Origin of the sequence: Rheinheimera oceanensis, assembly GCF_018831085.1 — a bacterium.
In the GTDB taxonomy this organism is placed as follows: domain Bacteria; phylum Pseudomonadota; class Gammaproteobacteria; order Enterobacterales; family Alteromonadaceae; genus Alishewanella; species Alishewanella oceanensis.
Window position 1 is genome coordinate 143,315 of the sequence record NZ_JAGPNM010000008.1, and the last position, 26,985, is coordinate 170,299.

Here is a 26,985-nt window from a genome sequence, read left to right on the forward strand (position 1 = left end):
ATTTTAGTCTCCGCTGCAGGAAATAGTGGCGTCGCCTGCTACCGCAGGTTTCAGCCGTATATCAGCCAAGCTTAGCACCAGCGGCGCTGTTGTGGCTAATGATACCGGCGTGAAAATCTGGCTGAAGTCAGCGCCTTGCCGGGCAAAACAGGCTAAATCGACACTAATTGTCTGCCAGGTTTCATCTGCCATGGCCTGTAACTGCGGGGCTATATTCAGTGCACTGCTACAGCCTTGTGCGCAGTCCATACCCAGCATAACACTATCAGGCACTGCACCACTGCGTTTTAGCTGCAGCACCAACGCACTGCCAGCTTCCTGGTATGAACGTAAATCGGCCGGAAATGCACTGGTTAATGCTACCTTTGCCTCACCGCTAAAAGCAAAACGGCGTGCGTCTTCCTGCACAGTTTTATCAAAAGTTCGCACGGCAATATTACCCTGCTGCTGTACGCTGCTAACCACAGCCTGGGTCTCACCACCACTTTGCAGCAACAACTGATAGGGCGCTTTTACTGCCAGTTCAAACAGTACTAAATCATCCAGCACTGTATCGGTATCTACCTGCTCTTCCAGAGTGTTACTCAGCGTGCTCTTATCACCGTAACGCAAGCCAAAACCATATGGTAGCAACGGCTGATAGTCGGCATCGTGGCGGTTGACAATTTGCTGTACTGTAGCAGGCCAGCTAAATGACAATTTACCGCGAAAATCGACATTAATACTGCCGTCTGCTTTCGCCATAACCACATCGGCCACGCCTACGCCCTCACTGCCCGGCAGCCATACGGCGACAAAAGCATCAGAGGCGTTTAACTCAGGGTTTACCCATAACGGCCGGCCACTGATAAATAGCGACACCACTTTAATGCCGTCGGCTTTGAGTTTACGCAGCAGGGCTAAATCAGTTTTATTACCCCGCTGATACTCTAAGTTGTCTAAATCGCCATTGCCTTCGGCATAAGGTTGCTCACCAAATACCACTATGGCTACATCGGGTTTATTGCTGTAGCTGCCATCTGCGCTTAGCTCGGTGCTGCCGCCTGCGGCATCTACCGCCTGTTTAATACCGGCATAAATTGAGCTGCCACCGGGGAAATCACTGTTAGTGTTGCCGGTGCCCTGCCAACTGATAGTCCAGCCACCTGACTGCATACCAATATTGTCGGCACCTTCACCTGTTACCAAAATATGCTGTTTAGGATTTAACGGCAAAATAGCATCGTTATTTTTCAGTAACACCAGTGATTGCTGCACGGCTTCGCGTGCTACAGCGCGGTGCTCAGCAGAGCCTATCAGTTCAGTTTTACCCGACAACGGCCGGTTAGCCGGGCTGGGTTTATCAAATAAACCGGCCCGCAGTTTTACGCGTAAAATACGCCGCACTGCATCATCAATCCGGCTTAGCGGAATAACACCACTCTCGACCTGCTCAATCAGGTTATAGTACAGCGGTTTCCAGGCTGCCGTTGGCACCATATAGACATCCAGCCCGGCCAGTGCGGCCTGGGCGCAATTGTCGTTAGTACAACCGGGGATCTGGCCGTGGCCGTTCCAGTCACCTACTACAAAGCCATCAAAGCCCATGCGGGTTTTCAGTACATCGGTTAGCAGGTATTTATCACCATGAATTTTACTGCCGTGCCAGCTGTTAAATGACGCCATAACACTTTGTGCGCCAGCCTGCAGGCCACCTACGTAGCCCTGGGCATGAATACTGAACAACTCTTGCTCACTGGCAATATTATCGCCCTGATCATCACCGCCCACGGTGCCGCCATCGCCGACAAAATGCTTAACGGTGCTGATCACCCGCTCATCGCCAAGAAAATCCTGATCTGCGGCGCCCTGTAAACCGGTAACAATAGCGGCGGCATAATCGTGTACTATCTCAGGATCTTCCGAGTAACCTTCATAGGTACGGCCCCAGCGGTCATCACGCACCACCGCAACCGTAGGTGCAAATACCCAGTCGATACCGGTAACCATCACTTCACGGGCCGTTACTTTGGCTATTTGCTCAATTAATGCCGGGTTATTTGCCGCACCCAGGCCAATATTGTGCGGAAATAATGTGGCGCCAATTACGTTGTTATGGCCGTGTACAGCATCGGTACCCCACATGGTTGGAATACGGCTGCCGTCCAGGCTGTCGTCTATTGATGCCTGGTACATTGCCTCAGCCAGCGCGATCCAGTCGGCAGGGGTGGCATGCTTGTTGTCGTTTGGAAAAGCGCCGCCACCGTTTAAAAATGAGCCAAAGCCATATTTGCGCATATCTTCCACGGTAATATCGCGGATTTCCGGCTGGATCATCTGGGCAATTTTATGCTGTAACGTCATGCCCGCCATAATGTCGGTGATTTTCTGCTCAATAGCCGCATCTTTGGCTACCGGTAACTGTAATTCTGGCCAGATGGCAGCGGTGTTATCTGTCACGGTATCAGGCTCTGTTGGTGCCTTGCTACAAGCTGTCAAAATAACAGCACAGCTTATACTCAGTAGTGAAAGTTTTAGGCGAAATGTCATAGCGGCTCTCCGTTACGCCACAGCACGCGGTTTGCTGCCAACCGCGCCGTACCAGGCAATAAATACATAACACAGCAAAGGAATAATAAAGGCGATCTGCACATTGACCACATCAGCCAGCCGCGCCTGCGCCAGCGGTAGTACTGCACCACCAACAATTGCCAGACATAAAATGCCGGAGCCCTGGCCGGTATGTTGCTTTAAACCGTGAATCGCCAGACTGAAAATAGTCGGGAACATAATGGAATTGCATAAGCCCACCAGCAACAGTGCCCACATCGCCAGGCTGCCGCTGCTGCTGATAGTCAGCGCCAGCAGGATCACTGCACACACGGCGTTAAACGCCAGCACCTTGCCGGGGGCAATATATTGCATAACATAAGCACCGATAAAACGGCCCACCATAGCGCCACCAAAATACCAGGCAATATAATGTGACGCTTTTTGTGCATCCAGGCTGCTGATATCAGGCTGGGTAATAAAGCTGACCAGAAAACTGCCAATGCCCACTTCGGCACCGACATAAACAAAAATACCCACAGCACCCAGCACCAGATGGCGGTAACGCCAGGCCGAGCCACTGGTTATATCCAGATTTGCATCTTTTTTACCCAGTTTTGGCAGGCGCAAAAAGGCAAAAATCAGTGCCATTATAATCAGCACCGCAGCCAGTAGCAGGTAGGGCATTTGCACGGTAGATTCGGTTACTTCGCCCGGTTTCGGTGCCTCCATACCGCCAAAAATAAGCCAGGCACCAAAAAAGGGTGCCAAAGTGGTACCCAGTGAGTTAAAGGCTTGCGTCATGGTTAAACGGCTGGAAGCCGTTTCCGGCCGGCCCAGCACGCTGACATAGGGGTTAGCAGCCACCTGCAAAATAGTAATGCCGGCGGCTAACACAAACAGCGCAATCAAAAACAGCGGATAGTAATGTGCGGCGGCTGCGGGGTAAAACAACAGGCAACCGGCCCCGGCAATCAGCAGGCCGGTAACAATACCTGCCTGATAGCCAATACGGCTTACCAGCATACCTGCGGGTACAGAGACAACAAAATAGGCACTGAAAAAGCAAAACTGAATTAATAATGCCTGCGTGTATGTCAGGTCAAACAAGCCTTTGAGGTAAGGTACCAGAATGTCATTCAGGCAGGTAATAAAACCCCAGATAAAAAATAATGTGGTTAATGATGTCAAAGCAAATCTGTAATTAATCTGGCCTGATGTTGCCTCTGGCGTAGCCTCGCTAAGCGTTGGTGTTACAGCCATCTTGTCCTCCCCGATGTTTTATGTTTTTGATTGACGTGTGCGTTGTCGCCGTCTAGTATGATGTAAGCGCTTTCATTTATAGCATATATCACGCTGTTGGCAATAATTTTTGTCGCTCAGCAGCCCGTAACAATACGACCGGAAGATAGCAAAACCGATGAAAATAACCTTAGCCCACAGCTCACCTCTGCTAAAACCCGACTTTGTGTTTGGTGTTGCCACTGCCTCGTTTCAGATTGAAGGTGCCGCCGATAGCCGCGAGGCCTGCATCTGGGACACCTTCTGTGCACAACCCGGCCGGATTAAAGACGGCTCAAATGGCCTTATAGCTTGCGACCATATCGCGCGCTGGCAGGAAGATGTCGAGCTTATTGCTGCACTGGGTGTAGACGCTTACCGCTTTTCCATCGCCTGGGGCCGGGTAATACATGCCGACGGCAGCATAAACCAGGCCGGGCTGAATTTTTATCTGCAACTGCTGGATGCGCTAAACGAACGCAATATCAAAGCCTTTGTTACGCTGTATCACTGGGATTTACCGCAGTACCTGCAAGACAACGGCGGCTGGCTTAATCGCAGCACTGCCTATAAATTTGCAGAATATGCCGATATTGTTAGCCGGGCTTTTGGCGACAGAGTGTATTCTTACGCCACATTAAATGAGCCATTTTGCAGTGCTTATTTAAGTTATGAAGCCGGTATTCATGCCCCGGGCGTGCAAAACCGTCAGCAAGGCCGTCAGGTAGCACACCATTTATTACTGGCGCATGGTTTAGCCATGCCGGTATTGCAAAAAAACGCGCCCCGGGCACTTAACGGCATAGTACTGAATTTCAGCCCCTGCCATGCCGCCAGCGACAGTGAAGCAGATATCCGTGCTGCTCATATGGCCGATCAGTACCACAACCAATGGTACCTGCAGCCGTTAATGGAAGGCTGTTATCCGGCACTGCTGCAACAACTGCCTGCAACCGAGCAGCCACAAATTAAAGACGGCGATATGGCTATTATTGCCCAGCCACTGGATTTTCTGGGGGTAAATTACTACACCCGCACCGTGTATCGCGCTAACAGTAAAGGCTGGTTCAGTGATGTACCGCCTACCACGCCGCCATTAACCGATATGGGCTGGGAAATTTATCCGCAGGGCTTAACCGAAATATTACTGGCAATACATAAGCGCTATAAACTGCCACCGGTGTATATTACCGAAAATGGTGCCGCCATACCCGACACCATGCACCTTGGCCAGGTGCACGACACACAACGGGTGAAATATTTTGAACAACACTTGCAAGCCACAGAAGCTGCCATTACTGCCGGTATGCGCATTGATGGCTATTTTGCCTGGAGCCTGATGGACAATTTTGAGTGGGCCGAAGGCTATGCCAAACGTTTTGGTATAGTCTATGTCGATTACGCTACACAACAGCGCACATTAAAAGACAGCGCCATAGCACTGCGTGACGTGTTCGCCGGGCGTAAAAAATAATAATAAAGCAGTTATCACGGGGTTAGCATGCTGACAAAACGGGAAAAAGTGGCCTACGGCCTTGGCGATACCGCCAGCAATATTGTGTTTCAGACAGTAATGCTGTTTTTAACCTTTTTCTACACCGATATTTTTGGTATTTCACCGGCGGTAGTAGGCAGCATGTTTTTGCTGGTACGCATTATTGATGCGGTAACCGACCCGCTAATGGGCGCCCTGGCAGATAAAACCAAAAGCCGCCACGGTAAGTACCGGCCTTATCTGCTGTGGCTGGCATTGCCATTTGCGCTTTGCAGTGTGCTGGCATTTACCACACCGGATTTATCTGCCAACGGTAAGGTTATCTATGCCTTTGCCACTTATACTTTACTGATGCTGGCCTATACCGCCATTAACATTCCGTATTCTGCGCTCGGTGGTGTATTAACTGCAGATCCAACCGAGCGGGTGTCGGTGCAATCTTACCGTTTTGTGTTTGGTATGCTTGGCGGCTTGCTGGTTACTGCCTGTACACTGCCACTGGTTAACTTTTTCGGTAATGGCGATAATGCCAAAGGTTACCAGCTTACCATCACCGCCATGAGCATATTGGGCCTGGCGCTGTTTTTACTCTGCTTTGCCGGCACACGGGAACGGGTACAGGCGCCGGTGGATCAGCAGCTTACACTGCGCAGCAGTTTTGCTTCGCTGTGGCAAAATGATCAGTGGCGTATTTTGTGTGTCGCTGCGTTTTTTCTGCTTACCGGCATGGTACTGCGTACTACACTGGCCATTTACTACGTAAAATACTTTTTAGGCCGGGAAGACTTAATCACCGCTTTTGTTACGCTGGGCATGATCGGCAACATTGCCGGTTGCGCTGTAGCCCAATGGCTTAGTCGCTATGTAGATAAAGTAAAAGCCTATATTGGTTTGCAATTAATCTCTGCTGCCATTTGCGTACTAAGCTTTTTTATCGGCAGCGAGCAACTGGTGCTGGCATTTGCACTGTATTTTCTCTGGGGCTTCTTTTTACAAATGGCCACGCCACTGTTGTGGGCAAAAATGGCCGATACTGTTGACTACGGCCACTATAAAACCGGTATCCGTATTACCGGCCTGGTGTACTCGTCTATCGTATTCTTTATTAAACTCGGCCTGGCGTTAGGTGGTGCACTGGCAGGCTGGTTACTGGCCGGGTATGGCTATCAGGCTGACGTGCCACAAACTGCAACCACCCAACAAGGCATTTTGCTCAGCTTTACCGTACTGCCAGCTATTGGCTCGATACTGGTAGCCGTAGTGATGAGCCGGTATCGCTTAACCGGGCCACGGGTGCTTGATATCCACCATCAGCTGGCGCTGCGAGCTGGTGGCATAGCACCTGAGCATGCTAGAGTAACTGCATAAAAGTTATTACGCAGGCAGGCAATGGCAACCATATACCAAGTATCAGAATTAGCCGGGGTATCGCTGGCAACAGTATCGAGGGTAATGAATAATAACGCCCGCGTCAGCGAAACCACCCGTAATAAAGTGCTGGCGGCTATGGAGCAACTGGGCTACCGGCCCAACTCTATTGCGCAATCGCTGGCGTCAAACCGCTCTAACAGTGTGGGCATTCTGGTATCCGAGCTGCATGGCCCTTTTTATGGTGAAATGTTAAGTGGTATTGAGAACGAATGCCGCGCTGCCGGTAAGCACGTTATTATTGCCGCCGGCCACAGCGAAGAAGCCAGCGAAAAAGACGGTATTGAGTTTTTAATCAGCCGCAGCTGTGATGCGCTGATTTTGCATGTTGAAGCCGTGTCCGACAATTATCTGATTAAACTGGCCAGTGGCAATATGCCTGTAGTACTGATTAACCGCTTTATCCCGCAACTGGCAGATAATTGTATCAGCCTGGACAATGAGTTGGGCGGCTATCTGGCAACACAGAAATTGTTGCAGCAAGGCCATACGCAACTGGCCTATATGGCAGGCCCAATGTGGAAAAGCGATGCTAAAGATCGTTATAACGGCCACCTGCGCGCCATGGCAGAGTATGGCCTGAGTTTTAACCCGGCCTTACTGGCCGAAGGTGACTTTCAGGACAGCAGCGGCAGCGCCTGCATGCAACAGCTACTGGCTAAAGGCATACCCTTTACGGCACTGGTATGTGCCAACGATGAGATGGCGGCCGGCGCTATGGAAGTAGCACGTGCACAAGGCCTGAATGTACCACAAGACTTATCTATTGTTGGTTTTGATAACCTGATCCTGGCACGCTACATTTACCCCAAACTCACCACTATTGATTACCCTATCGGCGAAATGGGCCGTATGGCGGCACGCTGGGTACTAAAAAACATCTACCAGCAACAGGCTTTACAACTAAAAAATGTATTTCAGCCAGTGCTGGTATGCCGTGATTCAGCCAGCAGTATAGCCGCAGGTTAAACCGGGCACGGGCATTAAACCTGCATTCTGGCTTGTATTACTTTTGTGGAGTTAACCATGCATCTGCCTGCTGAGAACGGCGCAATCACACACACTGCCTTTGCGCTGTTTGCAGAGGCTTTAACACTGCAACGGCAAGCCTACCATGCCAATCCGGTACCCGGTTATCAGCAACGCATTGCCGATTTAACCGCACTGGCGGCGCTGATAAGTGACAACGAAGCGGCACTGGTTGAAGCAGTAAATGCCGATTATGGCAGCCGTTGCCGGTTTGAAACCCGTTTTTCTGAAATTTTAATGGTACTGGAAGATATCAGCCGCACGAAAAAGCAGCTGAAAAAATGGCTTAAACCACAGCGGCGCCATATAGACCCTTTGTTGTTTCCAACCTCAGGCTGCAAAGTGCTACCGCAACCGCTGGGGGTGGTTGGCGTGATAGTACCGTGGAACTTCCCAATTATGCTGGCATTTTCGCCGCTGGTCGCTATTTTTGCCGCCGGTAACCGCGCTATGGTGAAAATGTCAGAAAACTCCGGCCAGCTGGCGCAGTTGCTGATTAAGCTGGCGCCAAAATACTTTGCGCCCGACAAACTGCAGTTTTTTAGCGACAACAACGGCAGCGGCCCGGCTTTTTCAGCCCAACCGTTCGACCATCTGTTTTTCACCGGCTCAGCACAAACCGGCAAGGCGGTTATGGCCAGCGCAGCGAAAAACCTGACCCCGGTAACGCTGGAGCTGGGCGGAAAATCGCCCGCCGTTGTCGCGCCGGATTTCCCGCTGCATAAAGCTGCCGATCGCATTTTATGGGCCAAGGCGTTTAACGCCGGGCAAATTTGTACCAACGTCGATTACCTGTTTTTGCCGCATGGCAGCGAGCAGGCTTTTACCGGGCTGGCGTTAAAACTGGTGGCACAGCGCTACCCCGACATTAACCATAACGACTACACGGCCATTATTGATCAGCACGCCTACCAGCGCTTACAGCACACACTGGACGATGCCATTGCCAAAGGCGCCACAGCAGTAAACCTGATGCCAGGGCAAACTACTGCACCGGGGCTGCGCAAATTTCCGCTTACGCTGCTGTTTAATGTTACCGACGATATGCTGGTTATGCAGCGTGAAATTTTCGGTCCGCTGCTACCGGTAAAAACCTACCGCGATAAAACCGAAGTGGTTAACTATATTAACGCCAGGCCAAGGCCACTGGCGTTTTATCCGTTTAGCCATGATAAAGCACTACAGCAATTTTATCTTGAACAGGTTATGTCAGGCGGCGTAACGGTTAATCACGCTATTTTGCACGTCGGCCAGCACGATTTACCCTTTGGTGGCATCGGCAGCAGTGGCATGGGGCATTATCACGGCTACGAGGGCTTTTTAACCTTCAGTAAACTGCGGCCGGTATTTTATCAGGGCGCCTTTAACAGCGTCAGCATGTTGCTGCCGCCCTATGGCAAGCTGGCAACCAAACTGACCGACTGGCTGATACGCCTCAAGGGGCGCGGGTAATTTTCTCCTGATTTTGTTTTAATTTATTTGTATTGCTCAGTGCAACACGAAAGATATCGCCTTGAGCAGGCTCAAGCTTAACGTAATAAATCTGATCGTTATACACGCTATAGTGGTGTGCAAAATGGCCTGTCTGTGCCATCAGTTTTTCTTGCTGTGAGGTTTGAATATCGTATCGGTAAATACCGTTTCCCGGCTGATAGTAGTAAACGCGCCCCTCTGTCAATTGCCAGTTCAGCCAGTTAATTTTGTCCAGATTGGGCAGCAGCAGCTCACTCTCACCACCTGCTATACTCATGCGCCACAATCCATCCTGATGATACCGGGTATAATACAGCTGGCCCTGCCAGATACGACCACTGTATCCATCTGTGGCAAGCAGCCATTTTTCAGTTTTCTGGTTCAGGTCATAATGCCAGAGTTGCCAGTCACCATCACGAACTGTGCTATATACCAGTCCTGCGCCTTCCTCATCCCAATCAGCTACAGCAATTTGACTATGAGCTGGTAATATTTTCTTCACTACACCATCAGGCACACTTATGGTATACGCAGCGCCATCTTTTACCAACAGCAGCCGACTACTGTCTGGGTGCCAGCTAAAACGCGCAAAAGCAGGTTCTCCGGGTAACTCAGCCAACACAGCGGGCTGTTGTTCTTGCTGTTGTTGCCAAATCTGGTAATGGCCGCCTCGGTTGCTTAAAAATACAAGTGTTGAACCATTTGGTGCTATGCGTGGCAAGCTGTCGATACGTGAGCTTTCAATCACCGCGCCGGAGCTGCTATCTGAATATTTACGCCAGATACTAGCCCGCCTCTCGTTACTGCTGTAGTACAATTGATCGGCCGTTAATGCTACTGAATTAATAGGCAGCGCCGCCCGATATATCAACTGCAGGCTGAATTGCTGCGGTGTAAACTGATATAGGTTACTACCAGCAATCAGTAGCAACCGTTCACCGTGCCAGTACAGCTGACTTACAGCAAGGTTGATCTGGTGTTGCTGCTGCACCGCACCACTTTCGCTGTCCAATAACAACAACGTTCTGCTGTGGGCCGTGTTGTAGCGCAGCACTGCCAATTGCTGAGTCGTTTCTGACAAGGCGAGGGCAATATCACCTTCACCTGTATAATTCACTGCAGTCAATGTCAGTTGCCTGCTGATTCCACTATTTAGCGATAACCTGAAAATATGATAGGGCTGTGTTTTGTTAGTTCGCTGCCTGTAGTAAAGTGCCCGACTATCCCCCTGCCATATCAGTTGTGGCACGCTATCTAACGGACAATCCTGCAAAGGAGATACATCGTCAGGTAAATGCAGCAGTATCAACTGACACTGCTGATCATCATAACGGACATATGCAATCTGATTGCCGTCCGGGCTCAGCCTGCCATAGCGTATATCTTCCAATGGATCTGAAACCGCCTGATGTTGTTTTGTTATGGTGTTGTGTAACCAAAGCTGGGTATGACTATTATCAGTAGTCCGATGATATAACAACTTGGTACCAGCACGATCGATACTTATATGAAATTCAGCACCATTAAAACTGGTTACCGGAACCGAAGGTATATGAAGTAACATGACATCTTCAGAATGTTCCAATGATTTTGGTCGAAGCATCGCCATAAATAGCAACATCAGACACACTAGAACCAACAACACCGGTGCACGGTAAAGCTTAATCATAGGTCTAGTACTGACACTTGTTTCGCCTGCTGCCATCTCCACAGGTAACTGAAGGCGGTAGCCCAGTTTAGGCAGGGTTTCAATATAATTGTGAGTGTTGTCTAGCCGGGAAAACGCCTTACGTAGTAAAGATACTGCCCGATTAATAGCGCTGTCGCTGACAATGCGCCCCTGCCATACCTGCATGATCAGAGTATCGCGACTAACCACCTGCCCAGGCGTCTGCAGAAAACACATTAACAGCTGATGTTGTCTTGGCTCCAGATAAAGTTGCTGCTTTGTATCGGCTAACTGCCGCTGACTGGCATCATAGTAAAGCGGTCCCAGCTGCCAATGGCTAATAGGAGCTAAAAATATCGTCATAGAATGTCCGGTAAGCTTTTCATCACAAAATCATCATAAGAACGGCCACGGCAAAATACTACTGGCCGCTTAAGCTTGGCCTGTATTCAGGTTAACAGGAAACCAACATGAAACGTCAAACAATAATAACAATTTGGTTAATCATGCTGCTATTGGGCCTGGCAAGTTGCAAGTCTTCTGAACAAAATCAAGGCGGAAAAACGTCTGTAGACCAATTACAGCAGGTAAAGCTTAACGGCCGAAACTACTGGTTAGCATTACCCAGAGGGTATCAGGCTGTAAATAGTTACAAGTTGCTGCTGGCGTTTCATCCCTCAGGTGGCAATGGTAAAGATATGCAATCATTCACCTACTTTGATCAAATCAGCAATGAATATATTGTTGCTTATCCAGATTCCGAGCAAGTGGAATGGAATGAAGGTTGTAACTGCAATATTGCACATCGGCTGGGAGCGGACGATTTGGGTTTCACTTCAAAAGTTATCGCTGATATCCAACGCAACCATAAAGTTATACCAAGTGAAGTATACGCCGTAGGCTATTCTCAAGGCGGACTTTTTGTACAAAACCTAGCATGTAACCTACCACAGTTGTTTAAAGCTGTAGCCGTGGTAGCGGCGCCAATGTCAATTCAACTGGCTTCAAGTTGCTCACCTTCAACAGCTGTTTCCCTGATGATGGTGCATGGTACTGACGACTCAGTTCTGCCCTATACCGGTATGGTCCACCACAACTTTGGGTTGATTAGCTCTACGGATGCAATAGCTTTAATGGCAGGGAAAAACAATGCTTTGCCTTATGCATTACATAAAACACAGGTTGCCCCCCATACTCACCTAACCAGTTATCATAATGGTACACAAAAGTTTCAGCTATACAGTGTGCAAGGAGGCGGTCATACCTGGCAGTTCGCTGGTTTTGACACCAGCCATCGGGTTCTGAAGTTTTTTGCTGAAGTAGAACAACCTGAGTTACCTGAGCACTCTCAGTTAGTAACAACTGAGCAGGGACAATTCCATGTTCGTGCTATGGGACTGAATAACCCCGGGCCAGCGGTAGTATTGTTAGCAGGGCCTAATTATAACTATCACAGCGACAGCGCATGGTTTGCTGCACTACAGCCATTACTGGCACAGCAATACAGGGTGTACAGTATTGACCGGCTGGGAAACGCCTACAGTAGTAATACAGAGGAGCTATCTTATCGCCGTTTTGCGGATGATATGGCACTAATATTAAAGCAGTTACAAGAAAACCAACTGACATTAGTTACTTTCTCCAGTAGCAGTATAAGTGCACGCTGGTTTTATCAGTTACATCAGCAGCAGTTTGATATCAAAGCCATGCTGTATATCGACCCCGACATCCCACTACCACACTCACTAAGCTTGTATCAGGGTTATCCGGCGGACTGGTATCTTGCAAACCTACCAGCATTACTACCACATCTTGCCGCAGGAAATTGGACAGAAAGAACAAAAGAAAAGCTGGAAATAGAATACAGCGAAATAAAACAATTAGTGGCTGAACATGATGTGCAAATGGACTGGACCTACTTTGAACAAATCATGCAGCTACGTTTACTGATCCCTCAACAACAGGCGCGGGCAATTGAAATAGCCGGTTATATTGCTGATCTGGACAGCTATGCCCAACTACCAATGGTGTCTGCAGTACCCGTTAGCATTATTGATAGTGACTTTGAACAACAACAAATAGAGCAGGCACAAGATGAGCCTGAACTGGCTGAAGCACTGCGCCTGTGGCAACAGGAAGGTAGTGCATGGAGTTCAGAACAAGCGTTGCTGTCAAATGGCCAATATATTGCGCTAAGTAATAGCGACCATCTGGTGCCGGTGCAACAACCAGAGCAAATCAAACAGGCATTGGAATGGCTATTTAAAGAGCTGCGACTGCCTTAACCGCTGTAACAATTTACCAGCGTCTGGTATTCATCAAAGGCAAAATGGTCAGTCATACCGCTGATAAAGTCCTGCAATAAACGGCAGCGGTAGTACAGCTCCAGTGCGTTGTCGTCCGGGGCCACTTGCGCTACAGCCAGCTGGTAGGCCGCCAGATGCTTGTTTGGTAGCCGGTGTGCCAGCCGTTGCTGTTGGGCTAAATGATAACCATCGTTTTGCAGTACAGCAGTGAAATCGGCACGTGATAACAACAACAATGGCTGATAGCTGCTGAGCAAACCGGCAATCATACGAAAGCCCTGCAATTCCAGTGTTTCTACCTCGGGTTGGTTAAACACAAACTGGCGGGCAACCTGTTTAAAAGTGCTGGTAATAGCATGGTACTGGCTGCCATCCTCCAGCAGGGCGCGGTTCAACCTGCCGTCATACACCTCAGCAATATTGCTGATAAACTGGCCAGCTGCATGGCGAACCAGTGGGTGTATCATCATGACACGCAACCTGATAAAAAACGTCGAAACGGTATTTACCGGCTCAGCCTCAGCGCTGTCCAGCGCGGCTTTAATCAGTGCAGAAAAGCTGGCGCTACCACCACGCTGGGTAGTGATTAAGCGGCCGCGCGGCTCAAGCTCAGCAAAGGCAATGTTAAGCTGGTGGGCCAGCTCTTTAAGGTTGAATAAGCCTTTTTCTACTGCATCTTCAATATCAGCCAGGCAATACGAAATGTCATCTGCCGCCTCCATAATATAGGTCAGCGGGTGGCGGCAGCCCGGCGCGGTGTTCAGCTCTTGCCACAGTTGGTCAACAAACGGCTGCTCAGAAAAATAATATCCCGGCTTTTTCTGCAAATAACCAAGGCTGTGCTGCTTATCAGGCTTGGAGGCGGTAGCGCAGCGGGTGTATTTTAAAATACAGGCAGTTTGCGCATACGTCAGGTTCATGCGCTGTAAGCTGTGCACCAGCCGAATGGCCTGGGCATTGCCTTCAAACTGTGCCAGCTCGGTACACAGTGTCTGCCATAAAACATTGTCCTGCAGCTTATGGTGCCGGGTCAGTTCAGGCAGTATGTCGCTAAACCAGGCATTAATAGCACTTTCACCACTGTGGCCGAACGGCGGGTTGCCGACATCGTGCAGCAGGCAGGCCATTTCTACCAGCGACTCCATTGGCCGCTCCAGCTCAGTTAAGCCGTATTCTGCCTGTTGCTGCGGTGTTAGCAGGCGGAATATCGACTGCACAATAAAGCGGCCGCTTTGTTGCACTTCCAGCGAATGAGTTAAACGGCTGCGTACAGCGGCGTTACGCTCCAGCGGAAATACCTGGGTTTTCTGCTGTAAGCGGCGCACAGCTGCAGAGTTGATAATACGGCCACGATCACTTTCCAGCGCGCTTTGTAAATCACTGCGGCTGCTTTGCAACGGGCGATCTGCTTTGATTTTATTGCAAAAATCCATAAAGGTATCCGGTATTGCACCAATTGGCACAGTGTGGCGCAAAAGCCTGCAGCCTGTAAAGGTGAAACTATAATGCTGCAATCTCCGCCGTGACACGGTAATCCGGTATATTTCAACGTTAAAACCGGCTGCATCCCCTGAGCATTTATGTTATGTTATAACATCTTTTTGTCGTAGTAATAAGATCGCTATGTCACCGATAACTCCGCTACCGTATTTTCTTCTGTTTGCCACTGCAGCCAACGTGGCTGCACAAGCTGGCATTGAGCAGGCCAGTGTTGAACAGAGCGCTATCGAGCACATCAGTGTGCGCCATAAGCAGGCCTATCGCGGTGATGTGCCACTGCGGTTGCAGCCGCAGGCAATGGAAACCCTTAGCCTGGAACTGCTGACCGACAATGGCATTAGTAGTTTTCAGCAGGCACTGGATTTATCCGGCAGCATTGCGCGGCAAAATAACGGTGGTGGCCTGTGGGACAGCTTTTCTATCCGCGGCTTTCCGGGTAATGAAAATATGCCATCAGGCTACCTGCTAAATGGCTTTAACGCCGGCCGGGGCTTTAGCGGCAACCGCGATTTATCCAATGTTGAATATATTGAAATTATGAAAGGGCCTGGCTCTGCGCTGTTTGGCCGCTCGGAACCCGGCGGTACGGTAAATATTATTACCAAGAAGCCGCAATTTGAGCAGCAAGGTTACTTGCAGCTATCAGCCGGCAAGTTTGATCAATACCGCTTAGAAGGCGACTACACCAACGGCGTTAACGACAAACTGGCGATCCGGGTTAATGGTGCTGTGCAGGATTACGACAGCTTTAGGGATTATGTCGGCAATAAAAAAACCGTCTTTACACCGTCGGTCAGTTATCTGGTTAATGACCACACCACGCTCAATTATGAATTTGAATACCTCAAGCAAGAGCAACTGTTTGACCGCGGTTTGCTGGTACTGAACAATAACCTGCGTACCTTACCGCGCTCGCGCTATCTGGGTGAACCCGACGACGGCCCTACCGAGGTTGATGCCACCGGCCACCAGTTAACACTGGATACCACCCTATGGCAGGGCTGGACCTTACTGGCCGGTGTTGGCTATCGTGAATCAGCGCTGCAGGGCTATTCGTCTGATGCAGAACTGGCTGTCGGCCGCCAGAGCCTGTTTACTGACGGAGAAACCCTGACCCGGCAACGGCGCTATCGCGATTACGATTCTGAAGATTTAACGCTGCGAACAGAGCTAAGCGGCAATGTACAGCTGGGCGGTATTAAACACCATGTGCTGCTGGGTGCTGATGCGTTTGACTACAGCCTGTATACCCGGCTCGACAGATACCGTGGCCCGGCGGGCAGCTACAGCCTGAATATATACCAGCCGGTGTACGGCAGTACTGCACCTGAGCCGGTGAGTTTATATATTAACGACGAAACCCAGCACGGTGTCGGCTTATATGTGCAGGATCATCTGCGTTTAACCGAACGCTGGCATTTGTCGGCCGGGGTACGGTTTGACCGCATTACGCAGGAATTAACTGAATTGGTGTCTGACATTTCCAGTAGCCAGCAGTTTAGCCGGCTTAGCCCCCGCTTAGGTTTAGTGTACGAACATCATCCGGGATTAACGTTTTACACTAACTACTCTGAAGGTTTTGTGCCCCTGAGCGGCACCGACTTTAACCGTAATATGTTTGAACCGGAAGAAAGTGAGTCGTTTGAAGTGGGCGCCAAATTTAGCTTTGGCACTACCCAGGGCACTCTGGCGCTGTTTGATGCAGAAAAATCCAATATTCTGACCTCAGATCCGCTTAATGCTACCTTTCAGGCTACTTTAGGCAGGGCGCGCAGCCGTGGTATTGAGCTGGATATACACAGCCACCTGAACAACAACCTGTATGCCGACTTATCCTACGCCTTTATGGACACCAGAACCGTTGGCGAGGCACTAAACGCCGACTGGGGTAGCCAGGTGCCCGATGGCAGCCGGCTGGTTAATGTGCCCAAACACAACGCCAGCCTGGTGTTAACCCAATTACTGCAAATGGCAGGTAAAGAAGGCAAAGCAGGGGTGCGGCTGCACTACGTCGGCAGCCGGCTGGGCGACTCAGTAAACCCGGATTATCAGCTACCGTCTTTTACACTGGTTGGCCTGTTTACCAGTATGGAATTAACGCCACAGCTTAGCGCTCAGCTGAATATTAATAACCTGTTCGACCGCCACTATGTGCATAACTCGTATAACGAATTGTGGACAGTACCGGGCGAGCCGCTGAACTATCAGGCCAGTATCCGCTACCGGTTCTGAAGGTAAAATTATGACAACGCCTTTAGTAAAAAAACGCATAGACGCTATTGATATGATGCGCGGCCTGGTGATCCTGATCATGCTGTTGGATCATGTACGTGAGCGTTTTTATTATCATGTACAAGTATCTGATCCGATGGACATTAGCGTTACCGATCCAGGGCTGTTTTTCAGCCGCCTTGCCGCGCATTTTTGTGCACCGGTGTTTGTATTTTTGACCGGTTTATCGGCCTGACTATATGCGCATCCGGCGCAAGGAGCACCGCGCTCTGCCCGTGGTTTTCTCTTTAAACGCGGCCTGTTTTTAATAGCACTGGAAATCACCGTTATTACCGTGTCATGGATGGGCAGTTACCATACCATCTGGCTGCAGGTAATCTGGGCCATTGGCGTAAGTATGCTGGCCTTGGCTGCTATGCTGGCACTGCCGTACCGCGTATTGGCGGTGCTGGGGTTGTTAATTGTGTTTGGCCATAATGCACTAACACCAATTAACTTTATGCCCGGCGAGTGGGGTTACAGCCTGTGGACTATCTTGCATGACCGCAACTACCTGCTGCAAAGCGACGGGCTAAATATCAGGGCCAGCTACCCGGTACTGCCATGGATTGGTGTAATTTTGCTGGGTTATGTCGCCGGGCCTTTGTATACAATGGCAGCCACAACAAGGCGGCGCTGGCTGCTACGCCTTGGCGCAGCCTGTTTAGCGCTGCTGGTGTTGCTGCGCGGCTTTAATATCTATGGCGAAACCCTACCCTGGCAGCTGCAGGCCTCAGCGTTAGAATGCCTGATGGCAATATTAAACTTTACCAAGTATCCACCGTCACTGCATTTTTTACTGGTGACATTAGGGTCGATGTTTTTGCTGCTGGCACAAATGGAACGTTGGCACAATAAAGCCGCTCAGGTGCTGGTAACCTTTGGCTCGGTGCCAATGTTCTTCTACATTCTGCATTTATATGTGCTACTGGCGTTATATAGCTTCTGTATGGCGGTATTTGGCCCTAATCAGGGCGCATTGTTTGGTGTAAACCAGTTAAGCCTGATCTGGCTGATTAGTATAGTACTGGCCGTATTGCTGTACTGGCCCACCAAATGGTTCAGCCAGTACAAGCACAGCAGCAAAAAGGCCTGGCTGCGTTATTTGTAACAGGCAACTTTCAGGCCTCAGGCAACAAACTGCAGGCCGTACTGGTTGCCTTTTTTCCACACGCATTGCGCAGTACTGCTACCAAAGCGTTCACTTGCAAAGCTAACGCTGTCGCCTTTTTTCAGCTCACCGTTGTACTGAATACGTGCACCGCCAGCCGCGCTAAAATCCAGCAACTGACAGTGAGTGGCAAACTCTTTTATCGTCAGCTGTGCCAGTGGTGTATCGGTAGCCATATAGCGGATTTGCTTGCGCCGATCGGCCATTTTGTCGGCAGTTGGAAAATCAGGGTTTAGTGGCCGGTATTTACCACTCGCTATGCGCTGATACACGCTATCGTGAATACTGACATTAATAGGTGGGTTAGCCGGATCGCCATAAATACGCCGCACCGATTCACCCGCGCCCAATTTTTCCAGTAATTTGTAACTGTACGAATAAGAGTTGTGCACCTGCATATGTAAATCGGGCTGGCACAGGGTTAACAGGTATTCGTCATTAAATTCCAGCCCCAGTGCACAGGCTTTAATCAGCATCCATTGCAGTGGAATATCAGACAAGCCGCACTCTTCATAACCGCCGCCAATATCAGAATGCACGCCGGCAAACCAGCATTGCTCCATATACTGATCACTTTTTAAGCTGCCGGTCCATAAATCAGGCTGAAACGGCGCCCGCCGTTCATCCAACGCCAGCGCATGATAGGCATGCTTTACCTGCTCACAAATATGAGTATTAAAAAAGCCCACCCAGCCGCGGGTCAGTTTACCCAGAAGTGGCGTGGGCGCCCCCAGCGCCCCAACGGTATCAAACACGCCTACCATCCGGATTTCTGGCCGGTAGTTGTCATAATACTGAGTTTGTGGCCGCTGTTCCGGGTGGGTGCGATAGTATTTGTATACTTGTCTCATCTGATCAAGCTGGTCTTTTTCCAGCAGGCCAACGGTGTGTATTAACCCGACAAAAGCCCTGGCAGTATAAGCGCCGCGGCTAAAACCAAAGCAATATATTTCATCGCCCAGCTCATAGTTGTGTACTAAAAAGCGGTAACAATCGAGTACGTTTTTTTCCAGCCCGCGACCAAAGGCACCGCCTATAAATTTATCTATTCTGCCGCCGGTACCAACACCCTCATCATAAAACACCACCTGATGTATACCATCGCTAGCCGTGGGCTTAATACTGCGTACCAGTTTGGTTACATTGGTTGGAATATCATCGGGCTCATTCCAGGTACCGTCACAACAAATTATTATCCGTTTCGAAGCCGCCATCACTGTTCTCCTTAATTCAGAAAAACGGCATATCTTACTGCGACCTTACTACACGATAACTGCGCCGGATTGAGTCAGAGAGTATAGTCAAAAATGAACAGAAAATGTACAACGCTACCCCGGCGCTACCATGCTTTAACTGCCGGGGTAATATAGGTTTGGCAGAATCAGTTATGGGTTAACAGTGCAGGCGGCAACTCCCAGCTGCTGATCAGTTGTTCGCCCTGCCAGGTTTCAATAGTCAGCCAGAGTTTATCCGTGGCGCTAAACTGCTTTGGCGCTATCGCATGCACATGCTGGCCATGCCGGCTGCCGTGTAAAATGCCTTCATCGCCTTGTTGTAGTTCTTCAATTGGCAGTGCCTCCGGGCCAATATTGACATAACCCTGGCGAATATCGCTGACATCGCCCTGGCCGAACATCAGCATAAAATCTTTTACATACTCATCGTGATGGGCATAAGGTGGTTTCAGGTTTAGTGGCATAGGTGCAATTTCAAATTGTCCTACTTGCTGTGCTGGCCAGGCAGGTGGGAATTCCGGCGTAAGTGACTGATATAAAAACCAGAATGGCAATACCAGCACCAGGCCATTCAGTTTGTATTTGTGCCGCTGCCACACGCTGTTACTACGCGCCATGGTTAATCTCCTGCAATGCTTCGCTGCTACGGCTGGCCCGCGCCGCTTTAACGGTGCGGCTGCCCCAAATCATAAAGCCGGTGATCGACATGCCGGACAAGATCAAACCGAACAAAAACCAGATAGCCTTGGTCCAGATGCCGCCAATAGTGCCGTAGTGTAATGGATCAGCAATATGCATTACCGTTTGCAATGCCGTCATTGATTGCGGTGATTTCTCGTGAGCAATCTCGCCGGTCCAGGGGTTAATACTCAGGTTATAAGACTGCTCATCATAAAAAATATGGTCGCCACCGCCCATCAACGTATACATGCCGCGGTTATGCTCTGGCAGCATCAGGTAGCTGGGGCGAAAATCCGGGAAACGCTGTTTGGTAATTTGCATCGCATCAGCAAAACTAACAGGCGGTGTACTCTGCTCAGCCGGCATATCGGCTATGGCAACAATAGGCGCATGCGGCTCTATATCAATATCGGCATGCCACATTACCGCCTGCACCAAATACCACAGGCCGGTCGCACTCATCAGCATTAAAAACCAGATTGACCACACCCCGGCCAACCGGTGTAAATCGGTCAGTATGGTTTTTTTGCCCTGATTAAAACGGATTTTGGGTTGGATAAAACTGCGCCAGAAATTTTTGTAAATCACCAGGCCGGTGATCAGTGCCCCCAGCATCACTATGGCCATTGCCGACACCAGGTAATAACCTATGCTGTAGCTGCCCGGCCAGGGAAATAATAACCAGCCATGCAGGCTGCGCATAAAGCCGATAAAAGTAATACCCTCATTTACCTGCTGAATTTCACCGCTGTACTGGTTTACATAAGCAATAGCAAACGGCTTATCGTGATCGGTAAAAACTACTGCATTAACCAGATAAGGTTCAAATACCATTACTGTGCCAACATCAGCAGTCGGGTAGGCTTGCTGTACCGTTGCTACCAGTTCGGCTACCGGCCTGGCCGGTAAGTTATCCGGATTTGTCGCGCGCGAAGCAGGGTTGGTTAGCCACGTCAGTTCATGGCTGAAAACAGCAATAGTGCCGGTGAGGCAAACAAAGCAGAAAATCAGCCATATCGGTAGTGAAAACCAGCCATGTAATTGAAACCAGAAACGATTACTGAATTTTGCCATCTGTTAGCACCCGCGTACCTTACTTCAAGCCGTATATATTAATGTTAATAGGAATGCTTATCAACCATGATTGTGATTGATATCGATTATCATTTATAAAAATTATAACCAGAAGTAAGTTGAGCTGGCACTGCCAGCTTAGGCAAAACTTAACACCAGGCTGATAATAACGCCGGTAATAACCAGTTGTACCAGACAAAAGCCCATAATATCTTTTGCTTTTAAACCGGCGATAGCCAGCACAGGCAAGGCCCAGAATGGCTGGATCAGATTGGTCCAGGCATCTCCCCAGGCTACTGCCATGGCAATGCGGCTAACATCGGCACCCAACTCCAGTGCAGCGGGCAGCATTACCGGTGCCTGTACCGCCCATTGGCCGCCACCGGAGGGTACAAAAATATTCACAATACCGGCGCTGATAAAGCTCCAGAACGCCAGCGATTCAGCGCTGGAAAAACTAATAAACCACTGCGACATACTCTGCGCCAGGCCGGACTGCACCATAATAGCCATAATACCGGCGTAAAACGGAAACTGAATAACAATACCGGCACCGCCGGCAATGGCCTGCTGCAGGCTATGCAACAAACGCCTTGGTGTGCCATGCAGCACAATGGCAAGAAACAAAAACAATAAGTTAACAATATTCAGGTTAAGCCCGCCCCCCTTAGCAAAATACTGCACTAAATAGGCAATACCGGCAAAACCTACCAGCAGCGCCAACAGCATGCTGTTTTCCAGCCTATCTGCCGGGCGCGTAGTACCGCTATCAGGCGCGGCCTGCTCCTGCAGTTTAGCTGGGTCAACATAGACACTGTCACCGGCTTTGGGCAGCATTAAGTAATTTACCAACGGCACGGCAATAAACAGCAATGCCACCAATAACAGGTTAAAACCGGCAAAGATGGTTTCGCTGGTGGGAATAATGCCTATTTGCGCTTCGCTAAAGTGATTTGGCGTAGCAATAGTTAACGGTACCGAGCCTGCCAGCCCGCCATGCCACACCACAAAACCCGAGTAAGCACTGGCTACCAGCAAGCGATAATCCACTTTTACTTTTCTGGCCAGTGCTTTGGCAAACAATGCCCCCACCACTAAGCCAAAACCCCAGTTAATCCAACTGGCCAGCAATGAAATAACCGTTACCAGCAAAATGGCCTGGCCGGCAGTTTTAGCCAGTGCCGCCAGGCGATCCAGTATGCCTTTTACCAGCGGTGTGCTGGCCAGCATAAAACCGGTAACCAGCACCAGCAGCATTTGCATAGAAAAACTGAGCAAGCCCCAGAAGCCGTCACCCCAATAGCCTAAAACTGCCAGCGGACTTTGCTGCTCAAATAATATTGCCGCGGCAAATACTACTATGCTGAGCAACAGCACAAAAATATAAGGGTCAGGCAGGTAGCGTTCAACCAGTTTAACAAGAGGTTTAGCAGCAGCGTTTAGCATGGCAACTCTCTGAATCAACAGAATGTATATGCAGCCTAACGCGAAAAGTGAAAGGTTGCCAGCCAGTCGGATCAGCTCCGGCCTGGCTGGCAGGTTTACCCAGGGGTTCTGCCTGGCTTAGCCCTTGTTTGAAGCAGGGTTTTTTGCCATAGCGAGAATTTTGTTGCGCAGGGCTTCATCCTGCTGTGCCTGTTGGGCGATGGCGTTATATTCATCGGCAGTTAAACCTGCCGCTTCCACCGCTTTTACCATTTCAGCCTGTGCTTCTTGCTGCACTTGCTGGGCTTGTTCCGGCGTTTCGGCTGCCTGAAACTTACTTTCATACTCTGCACCAACCTTCTGGATGGAATCCATCGCCACACTGAACTTCAGCAGATTGGCATCGCTCAAATCTACGGTACGTTGCTGCGCTGCTGCAGCCTGAGCAGGTGTCTCTGTGGCGGTTTGTTGTGCCAGCGCGGCACCAGATAAAGTAAGGCCAGCCAGAATAGCGGCTAAATACGTTTTACGCATAAAGAGTCTCCTCTGATAAGAATTCAGCATTGCTACTGCCAATTACATGCCAACTTTCAAGATATTGATTTTAAACAAATAAAACCAACAAGCCGTTTAAAATTCGGCTACAGCACCAGGCTTGTGTATACTTATGACACACCAAAGGAGGCATTGTGACAAAACTATCCAGTATACTGCGCTGGCCGCAAAGCAGCTTGCAACACAGTTTGTTCTGCTATGTGGTATTGCCGATGTTATTACTGTCGGGCCTGGCCATCCGCTTTGGTCTTAGTTTTACCCACGACATGGTAAGCCAGAGCTTACGCAGCGACCTGGAGCTGATTGGCCGCGCCATTCGTACCCCCATTAGCGACGCCCTGCTGAACGGCGATGGCAATGCGATACTGGCGAATCTGGAATCGGTGTTTGCTATTAATGAAATTTATGGCGCGGCCGTTTATAACACCAGCGGCAGGCTGGTAGCATCGACCGGGCTGGCCGACAACGACTTAACCCGATCGCTGGCAGCCTCTGAAGCCGTGCGCACCGGTGAACAACAGCAATCTTATAGCGTGGTGTCCGGCTGGCAATTGTACTCACAGTTTATGCCGGTTACCGATCGCAGTGGCCGCATTCATGGCCTGCTGCAAATTACCCGCCGCGCCAGTGATTTTGAACAATCATTAACCCATTTGTCCCGTCTGGCCTGGCTTAGCTGGGGCGCACTGGCTCTGCTCAGTTTTTTAATTATCCGTTTTGGCCATAACAAGGCCATTGGCCGCTATTTATGGCAATTACTGGGCAGTATGCGCCGGGTAGCACAAGGTGAAATACAGCACCGGGCGGTGCTGTCCGGCCCGGCAGAATTACAGGAAGTGAGCCGGGGCTTAAATACTATGCTCGACAGTATGCAGCAATCTGAACAACAGCTACGCCAGCAACAATTGCAACAGCAACAGCTAACCCAACAACTGAAAGAGCAGGAAAAAATGGCAGTTATCGGCCAGTTGGTTAGTGGCGTAGCACATGAGCTGGGCGCCCCGCTAACGGTAATTGACGGCCGCGTACAACGTGTACTACGCCAGCACAATGATGAAGACACAGAACGCCAGTTGCAGGCCGTGCGTAACCAGGTGTCGCGCTTAAGTACACTGGTACGGCAGTTACAGGCATTTGCCTACACGCCGGTAGCGCAGCGCCAGCTGCTGTCGGTAGCCGAATTATTACAGCAAGCCATTCACAGCCTGAGCTTTGAATTGCAACCTGAAGATGCACAGCCGCAGCTGCAACAACCTTGCCCTAAAGTAAGCCTGTATGGTGACGCAGGGCGGCTGGAACTGGCGCTGGTAAATTTACTGCGCAATGCCGTGCAGGCCGCTACCAGCAGTGTGCTGGTGCAGGTTGAAGTAAACGCTGGTGAGCTGGCCATCAGTGTGCTGGACGATGGCGCCGGCTTACCACCGCAATTTAGTACCGAGCAGCTGTTATCGCCGTTTGTATCCACCAAAGCGCAGGGCCGCGGCACCGGGCTGGGGCTGGCTATAGTGCAGCAAATTGTGCTGGAACATCAGGGCAAACTGTTATTGTCGAACCGGCCACAAGGTGGCTGTAGCGTGCGTATCACTTTGCCATTACAGACAGAAACAGCAGCCAAACCGGAGGCCAACATATGAAAAATGCCTCACCTTATCGTATCGCGGTAGTGGAAGACGATCCGGCACTGCTGGAGCTGCTGCAGGAAGAACTAACCAGCCATGGCTATCAGGTAGCGGCCTGTGACAGTGCAGAAGCCTTACTGGCACAACAGGCAGATTTAACGCCGGATCTGGTCATCAGTGATATCCGCCTGCCGGGTATTGATGGTATGGCATTGTTGCAGCGCTTACGGCAGCAACCTAAGCCACCGGCATTGCTGCTCATCACCGCTTTTGGCACTGTGCGTCAGGCCGTGGCGGCATTAAAGCAAGGTGCCGATGACTTTCTTACTAAACCACTGGATTTAGAACACCTGCTGCTGAGTGTTGAGCGCTTACTGGCACATAAAGCACTGCAACAGGAAGTGCAACAATACCGCCAGAGCAGCCAGCAAGGGCCGGCTGGCATGATTGGCCAAAGCCGGGCTATGCGCCGCTTGTATCAGCAAACTGAGCGCATAGCCAAAGCACAGGGAGCGGTATTAATACTGGGTGAAAGCGGCAGCGGTAAAGAACTGGTAGCACAGGCACTGCACCAGCAAAGTGAGCGCGCAGCCAAGCCTTTTATTGCCGTAAATTGTGCCGGTATTCCGGCCGAGCTGATGGAAAGTGAATTCTTCGGCCATGCAGCAGGTGCCTATACCGGTGCCAGAGGCAGCCGGGCCGGCTTGTTTAAACAGGCCGATGGCGGCACTCTGCTGCTGGACGAAATAGCTGAAATGCCCCTGCTGCTGCAGGCCAAATTACTGCGCGTATTGCAGGAAGGCCGTATGCGCCCGGTAGGCGGCGATGACGAAATCGCAGTAGATGTACGCATTATTGCCGCCACGCATCAAAATTTAGAACAGTTAGTTGAAGCCAGCCAGTTTCGCGCAGATTTATTCTTCCGCCTGGAAACCTTTACGCTGCATATACCACCGCTACGGGAGCGTGCCGACGACCTGGAGCTGCTGGCGCAGCATTTTCTGGCGCAGTTAAAGCAAAAACAACCGGCGAATGTCCACAGTATCAGCAGCGATGCACTGGACTGCCTGTACCGTTATCCGTTTCCCGGTAACGTGCGCGAACTGCAAAATGCACTGGAGCGGGCCTATACCTTCGCTGTCAGCCATGAAATAACCCCCGGCGACTTACCCGAGCGTATTGTCAGCTACCAGGGCAAATCAGCGGTGGAGCAGCAAGCCAGCGACACCAGCTGGCCCAGCCTGCAACAGGTACAGCACAACTATATGCGCCAGGTACTGCAATATACCAATGGCAACAAGCAGCAAGCAGCAGAAATGCTCGGCATTACCCGCCGCACGCTGTACCGCTGGCTGGAAGAACAACAGGCAGGGCAACAATGAGCCAGCTTAATGCACTGTTACAGCCACTGCAGCTTAACCGGGAAGCAGAACAAGCTTACCGGCAACTGCTACAGCAACTTTTCAGCACATTGCAGAACCTGCCACGCCCGCTGGTTATCGGTATCAGCGGTGCCCAGGGCAGCGGCAAAAGTACGCTGGCGGCTATGCTGGTACAAATGTTTAGTGCAACCGGCTGCAGCGCTGCAGCCGTATCGCTGGACGATTACTACCTGAGTAAAGCACAGCGCCGGCAATTGGCAGCAAATGTACACCCACTTTTGGCACAGCGCGGTGTGCCGGGTACGCATAATATTACGCAGGCTCTGGCCGATGCCAAAGCCGTGCTGGCAGGCGTAACGGTAACATTACCCCAATTTGATAAGGCTCTGGATGAACCTGCCGCAGCCTTACCGGCACAAACGCTGGATATTCTGATTGTTGAAGGCTGGTGCCTGGGCGTACCGGCGCAAACCGAAGCAGAACTGGCTACCCCGGTTAATGAACTGGAAGCCAAAGCAGATACTGATGGCCGCTGGCGACGCTACGTTAATACGCTGCTGGCCGGGCCTTACGCAGAATACTGGCAGTTACTGACACCACTGATTTGGCTACAGGCACCCGACTGGGACTGCGTATGCCGCTGGCGCGCGAAGCAAGAGCAACAGCTGTGGCAACGCCGGGGGACAGGCATGACTGAAGCTGAGCTTACAAGCTTTATGTTGCCATTTCAGCGTTTAACCCAAGCCAGTTGGCAGCAATTACCGCAGCAGGCCAGTTATATTATTGCCCTGGATAAACACCAGCAACCCCGGCTAAAGCAGTAACAGCCATGAGTATTTTTGCCAGCCAAAACCAAATTGAC

At 50.4% G+C, this 26,985-nt stretch carries 18 protein-coding genes and 1 pseudogene; 10 read left to right on the forward strand and 9 right to left on the reverse strand.

What is annotated here, in order from left to right:
• Positions 1-3: 3 nt before the first annotated feature.
• Positions 4-2,529 carry a glycoside hydrolase family 3 N-terminal domain-containing protein gene (locus J3B89_RS16800; protein ID WP_215398765.1) on the reverse strand — a complete coding sequence of 842 codons (2,526 nt, stop codon included), beginning with the start codon at positions 2,527-2,529 and terminating at the stop codon, positions 4-6.
• Positions 2,530-2,541: 12 nt separating this feature from the next.
• Positions 2,542-3,792 (reverse strand): sugar MFS transporter, encoded by a 1,251-nt coding sequence (locus tag J3B89_RS16805; RefSeq protein ID WP_215398766.1) that lies wholly within the window; start codon positions 3,790-3,792, stop codon positions 2,542-2,544.
• 157 nt (positions 3,793-3,949) lie between these two features.
• On the opposite strand from J3B89_RS16805, the gene J3B89_RS16810 reads away from it, so the two are divergent.
• Genes J3B89_RS16810 through J3B89_RS16825 form a run of 4 tightly spaced genes read left to right on the forward strand, consistent with a single transcriptional unit; the run spans position 3,950 to position 9,214 of the window.
• Complete coding sequence (locus J3B89_RS16810) at positions 3,950-5,284, forward strand: GH1 family beta-glucosidase (protein ID WP_215398767.1); 1,335 nt, start codon at positions 3,950-3,952, stop codon at positions 5,282-5,284.
• A gap of 27 nt (positions 5,285-5,311) precedes the next feature.
• Positions 5,312-6,673, forward strand: a complete 1,362-nt coding sequence (locus J3B89_RS16815) for a glycoside-pentoside-hexuronide (GPH):cation symporter (protein WP_215398768.1) — start codon at positions 5,312-5,314, stop codon at positions 6,671-6,673.
• Positions 6,674-6,694: 21 nt separating this feature from the next.
• Positions 6,695-7,702 carry a LacI family DNA-binding transcriptional regulator gene (locus tag J3B89_RS16820; RefSeq protein WP_215398769.1) on the forward strand — a complete coding sequence of 336 codons (1,008 nt, stop codon included), beginning with the start codon at positions 6,695-6,697 and terminating at the stop codon, positions 7,700-7,702.
• Between the two features lie 57 nt (positions 7,703-7,759).
• Entirely contained in the window at positions 7,760-9,214 is a 1,455-nt protein-coding gene (locus tag J3B89_RS16825) for a coniferyl aldehyde dehydrogenase (protein ID WP_215398771.1), read from the forward strand.
• On the opposite strand, the gene J3B89_RS16830 is transcribed toward J3B89_RS16825, so the two are convergent.
• On the reverse strand, positions 9,198-11,267 hold the full coding sequence (locus tag J3B89_RS16830) for a winged helix-turn-helix domain-containing protein (protein ID WP_215398772.1): 2,070 nt from the start codon (positions 11,265-11,267) through the stop codon (positions 9,198-9,200). The two genes, J3B89_RS16825 and J3B89_RS16830, sit on opposite strands and share 17 nt — an antisense overlap.
• A 107-nt stretch (positions 11,268-11,374) precedes the next feature.
• Here J3B89_RS16830 and J3B89_RS16835 point away from each other — a divergent pair, with 107 nt between their 5' ends.
• Complete coding sequence (locus J3B89_RS16835) at positions 11,375-13,189, forward strand: alpha/beta hydrolase (RefSeq protein WP_215398773.1); 1,815 nt, start codon at positions 11,375-11,377, stop codon at positions 13,187-13,189.
• On the opposite strand, the gene dgt is transcribed toward J3B89_RS16835, so the two are convergent.
• The gene (dgt, locus tag J3B89_RS16840) at positions 13,186-14,643 is read right to left on the reverse strand and encodes a dGTPase (protein WP_215398774.1); all 1,458 of its coding nucleotides are present in this window, start codon (positions 14,641-14,643) and stop codon (positions 13,186-13,188) included. The genes J3B89_RS16835 and dgt overlap by 4 nt on opposite strands.
• 190 nt (positions 14,644-14,833) lie before the next feature.
• Here dgt and J3B89_RS16845 point away from each other — a divergent pair, with 190 nt between their 5' ends.
• Together J3B89_RS16845 and J3B89_RS16855 are read left to right on the forward strand one after the other, a co-directional pair.
• Positions 14,834-16,942, forward strand: a complete 2,109-nt coding sequence (locus J3B89_RS16845) for a TonB-dependent siderophore receptor (RefSeq protein WP_215398775.1) — start codon at positions 14,834-14,836, stop codon at positions 16,940-16,942.
• Positions 16,943-16,952: 10 nt separating this feature from the next.
• A pseudogene (locus J3B89_RS16855) lies at positions 16,953-18,092 on the forward strand (acetyltransferase domain-containing protein).
• Positions 18,093-18,109: 17 nt separating this feature from the next.
• On the opposite strand, the gene J3B89_RS16860 reads toward J3B89_RS16855, so the two are convergent.
• The 5 genes from J3B89_RS16860 to J3B89_RS16880 form a co-directional block, all read right to left on the reverse strand.
• Positions 18,110-19,366 carry a T6SS phospholipase effector Tle1-like catalytic domain-containing protein gene (locus J3B89_RS16860; protein ID WP_215398778.1) on the reverse strand — a complete coding sequence of 419 codons (1,257 nt, stop codon included), beginning with the start codon at positions 19,364-19,366 and terminating at the stop codon, positions 18,110-18,112.
• Positions 19,367-19,533: 167 nt separating this feature from the next.
• Positions 19,534-20,004 (reverse strand): PA2404 family protein, encoded by a 471-nt coding sequence (locus tag J3B89_RS16865; RefSeq protein ID WP_215398779.1) that lies wholly within the window; start codon positions 20,002-20,004, stop codon positions 19,534-19,536.
• Positions 19,994-21,142, reverse strand: a complete 1,149-nt coding sequence (locus J3B89_RS16870; protein WP_215398780.1) for a PepSY-associated TM helix domain-containing protein — start codon at positions 21,140-21,142, stop codon at positions 19,994-19,996. Before J3B89_RS16870 ends, J3B89_RS16865 begins: the two co-directional genes overlap by 11 nt.
• 138 nt (positions 21,143-21,280) lie before the next feature.
• The gene (locus tag J3B89_RS16875; RefSeq protein ID WP_215398781.1) at positions 21,281-22,588 is read right to left on the reverse strand and encodes a short-chain fatty acid transporter; all 1,308 of its coding nucleotides are present in this window, start codon (positions 22,586-22,588) and stop codon (positions 21,281-21,283) included.
• Positions 22,589-22,705: 117 nt separating this feature from the next.
• Positions 22,706-23,101: a DUF4168 domain-containing protein gene (locus tag J3B89_RS16880; RefSeq protein ID WP_215398782.1), complete on the reverse strand. Its 396-nt coding sequence runs from the start codon at positions 23,099-23,101 to the stop codon at positions 22,706-22,708.
• Between the two features lie 155 nt (positions 23,102-23,256).
• Between J3B89_RS16880 and J3B89_RS21270 the strand changes: the two genes are divergently transcribed.
• The 3 genes from J3B89_RS21270 to J3B89_RS16895 are packed head-to-tail and all read left to right on the forward strand — an operon-like array spanning position 23,257 to position 26,947.
• Complete coding sequence (locus tag J3B89_RS21270; RefSeq protein WP_215398783.1) at positions 23,257-24,756, forward strand: sensor histidine kinase; 1,500 nt, start codon at positions 23,257-23,259, stop codon at positions 24,754-24,756.
• A complete protein-coding gene (locus tag J3B89_RS16890) occupies positions 24,753-26,123 on the forward strand; it encodes a sigma-54-dependent transcriptional regulator (protein ID WP_215398784.1) in 1,371 nt (456 codons plus the stop codon). The genes J3B89_RS21270 and J3B89_RS16890 overlap by 4 nt, the downstream gene beginning before the upstream one ends.
• Positions 26,120-26,947: a kinase gene (locus tag J3B89_RS16895; RefSeq protein ID WP_215398785.1), complete on the forward strand. Its 828-nt coding sequence runs from the start codon at positions 26,120-26,122 to the stop codon at positions 26,945-26,947. Before J3B89_RS16890 ends, J3B89_RS16895 begins: the two co-directional genes overlap by 4 nt.
• Positions 26,948-26,985: the final 38 nt, after the last annotated feature.

Excerpts from the sequence above, each read along its gene's own strand:
- J3B89_RS16800 (WP_215398765.1), bottom strand. The coding sequence starts at position 2,529 with ATGACATTTCGCCTAAAACTTTCACTACTGAGTATAAGCTGTGCTGTT.
- J3B89_RS16805 (WP_215398766.1), bottom strand. The coding sequence starts at position 3,792 with ATGGCTGTAACACCAACGCTTAGCGAGGCTACGCCAGAGGCAACATCA.
- J3B89_RS16810 (WP_215398767.1), top strand. The coding sequence starts at position 3,950 with ATGAAAATAACCTTAGCCCACAGCTCACCTCTGCTAAAACCCGACTTT.
- J3B89_RS16815 (WP_215398768.1), top strand. The coding sequence starts at position 5,312 with ATGCTGACAAAACGGGAAAAAGTGGCCTACGGCCTTGGCGATACCGCC.
- J3B89_RS16820 (WP_215398769.1), top strand. The coding sequence starts at position 6,695 with ATGGCAACCATATACCAAGTATCAGAATTAGCCGGGGTATCGCTGGCA.
- J3B89_RS16825 (WP_215398771.1), top strand. The coding sequence starts at position 7,760 with ATGCATCTGCCTGCTGAGAACGGCGCAATCACACACACTGCCTTTGCG.
- J3B89_RS16830 (WP_215398772.1), bottom strand. The coding sequence starts at position 11,267 with ATGACGATATTTTTAGCTCCTATTAGCCATTGGCAGCTGGGACCGCTT.
- J3B89_RS16835 (WP_215398773.1), top strand. The coding sequence starts at position 11,375 with ATGAAACGTCAAACAATAATAACAATTTGGTTAATCATGCTGCTATTG.
- dgt (WP_215398774.1), bottom strand. The coding sequence starts at position 14,643 with ATGGATTTTTGCAATAAAATCAAAGCAGATCGCCCGTTGCAAAGCAGC.
- J3B89_RS16845 (WP_215398775.1), top strand. The coding sequence starts at position 14,834 with ATGTCACCGATAACTCCGCTACCGTATTTTCTTCTGTTTGCCACTGCA.
- J3B89_RS16860 (WP_215398778.1), bottom strand. The coding sequence starts at position 19,366 with ATGGCGGCTTCGAAACGGATAATAATTTGTTGTGACGGTACCTGGAAT.
- J3B89_RS16865 (WP_215398779.1), bottom strand. The coding sequence starts at position 20,004 with ATGGCGCGTAGTAACAGCGTGTGGCAGCGGCACAAATACAAACTGAAT.
- J3B89_RS16870 (WP_215398780.1), bottom strand. The coding sequence starts at position 21,142 with ATGGCAAAATTCAGTAATCGTTTCTGGTTTCAATTACATGGCTGGTTT.
- J3B89_RS16875 (WP_215398781.1), bottom strand. The coding sequence starts at position 22,588 with ATGCTAAACGCTGCTGCTAAACCTCTTGTTAAACTGGTTGAACGCTAC.
- J3B89_RS16880 (WP_215398782.1), bottom strand. The coding sequence starts at position 23,101 with ATGCGTAAAACGTATTTAGCCGCTATTCTGGCTGGCCTTACTTTATCT.
- J3B89_RS16890 (WP_215398784.1), top strand. The coding sequence starts at position 24,753 with ATGAAAAATGCCTCACCTTATCGTATCGCGGTAGTGGAAGACGATCCG.
- J3B89_RS16895 (WP_215398785.1), top strand. The coding sequence starts at position 26,120 with ATGAGCCAGCTTAATGCACTGTTACAGCCACTGCAGCTTAACCGGGAA.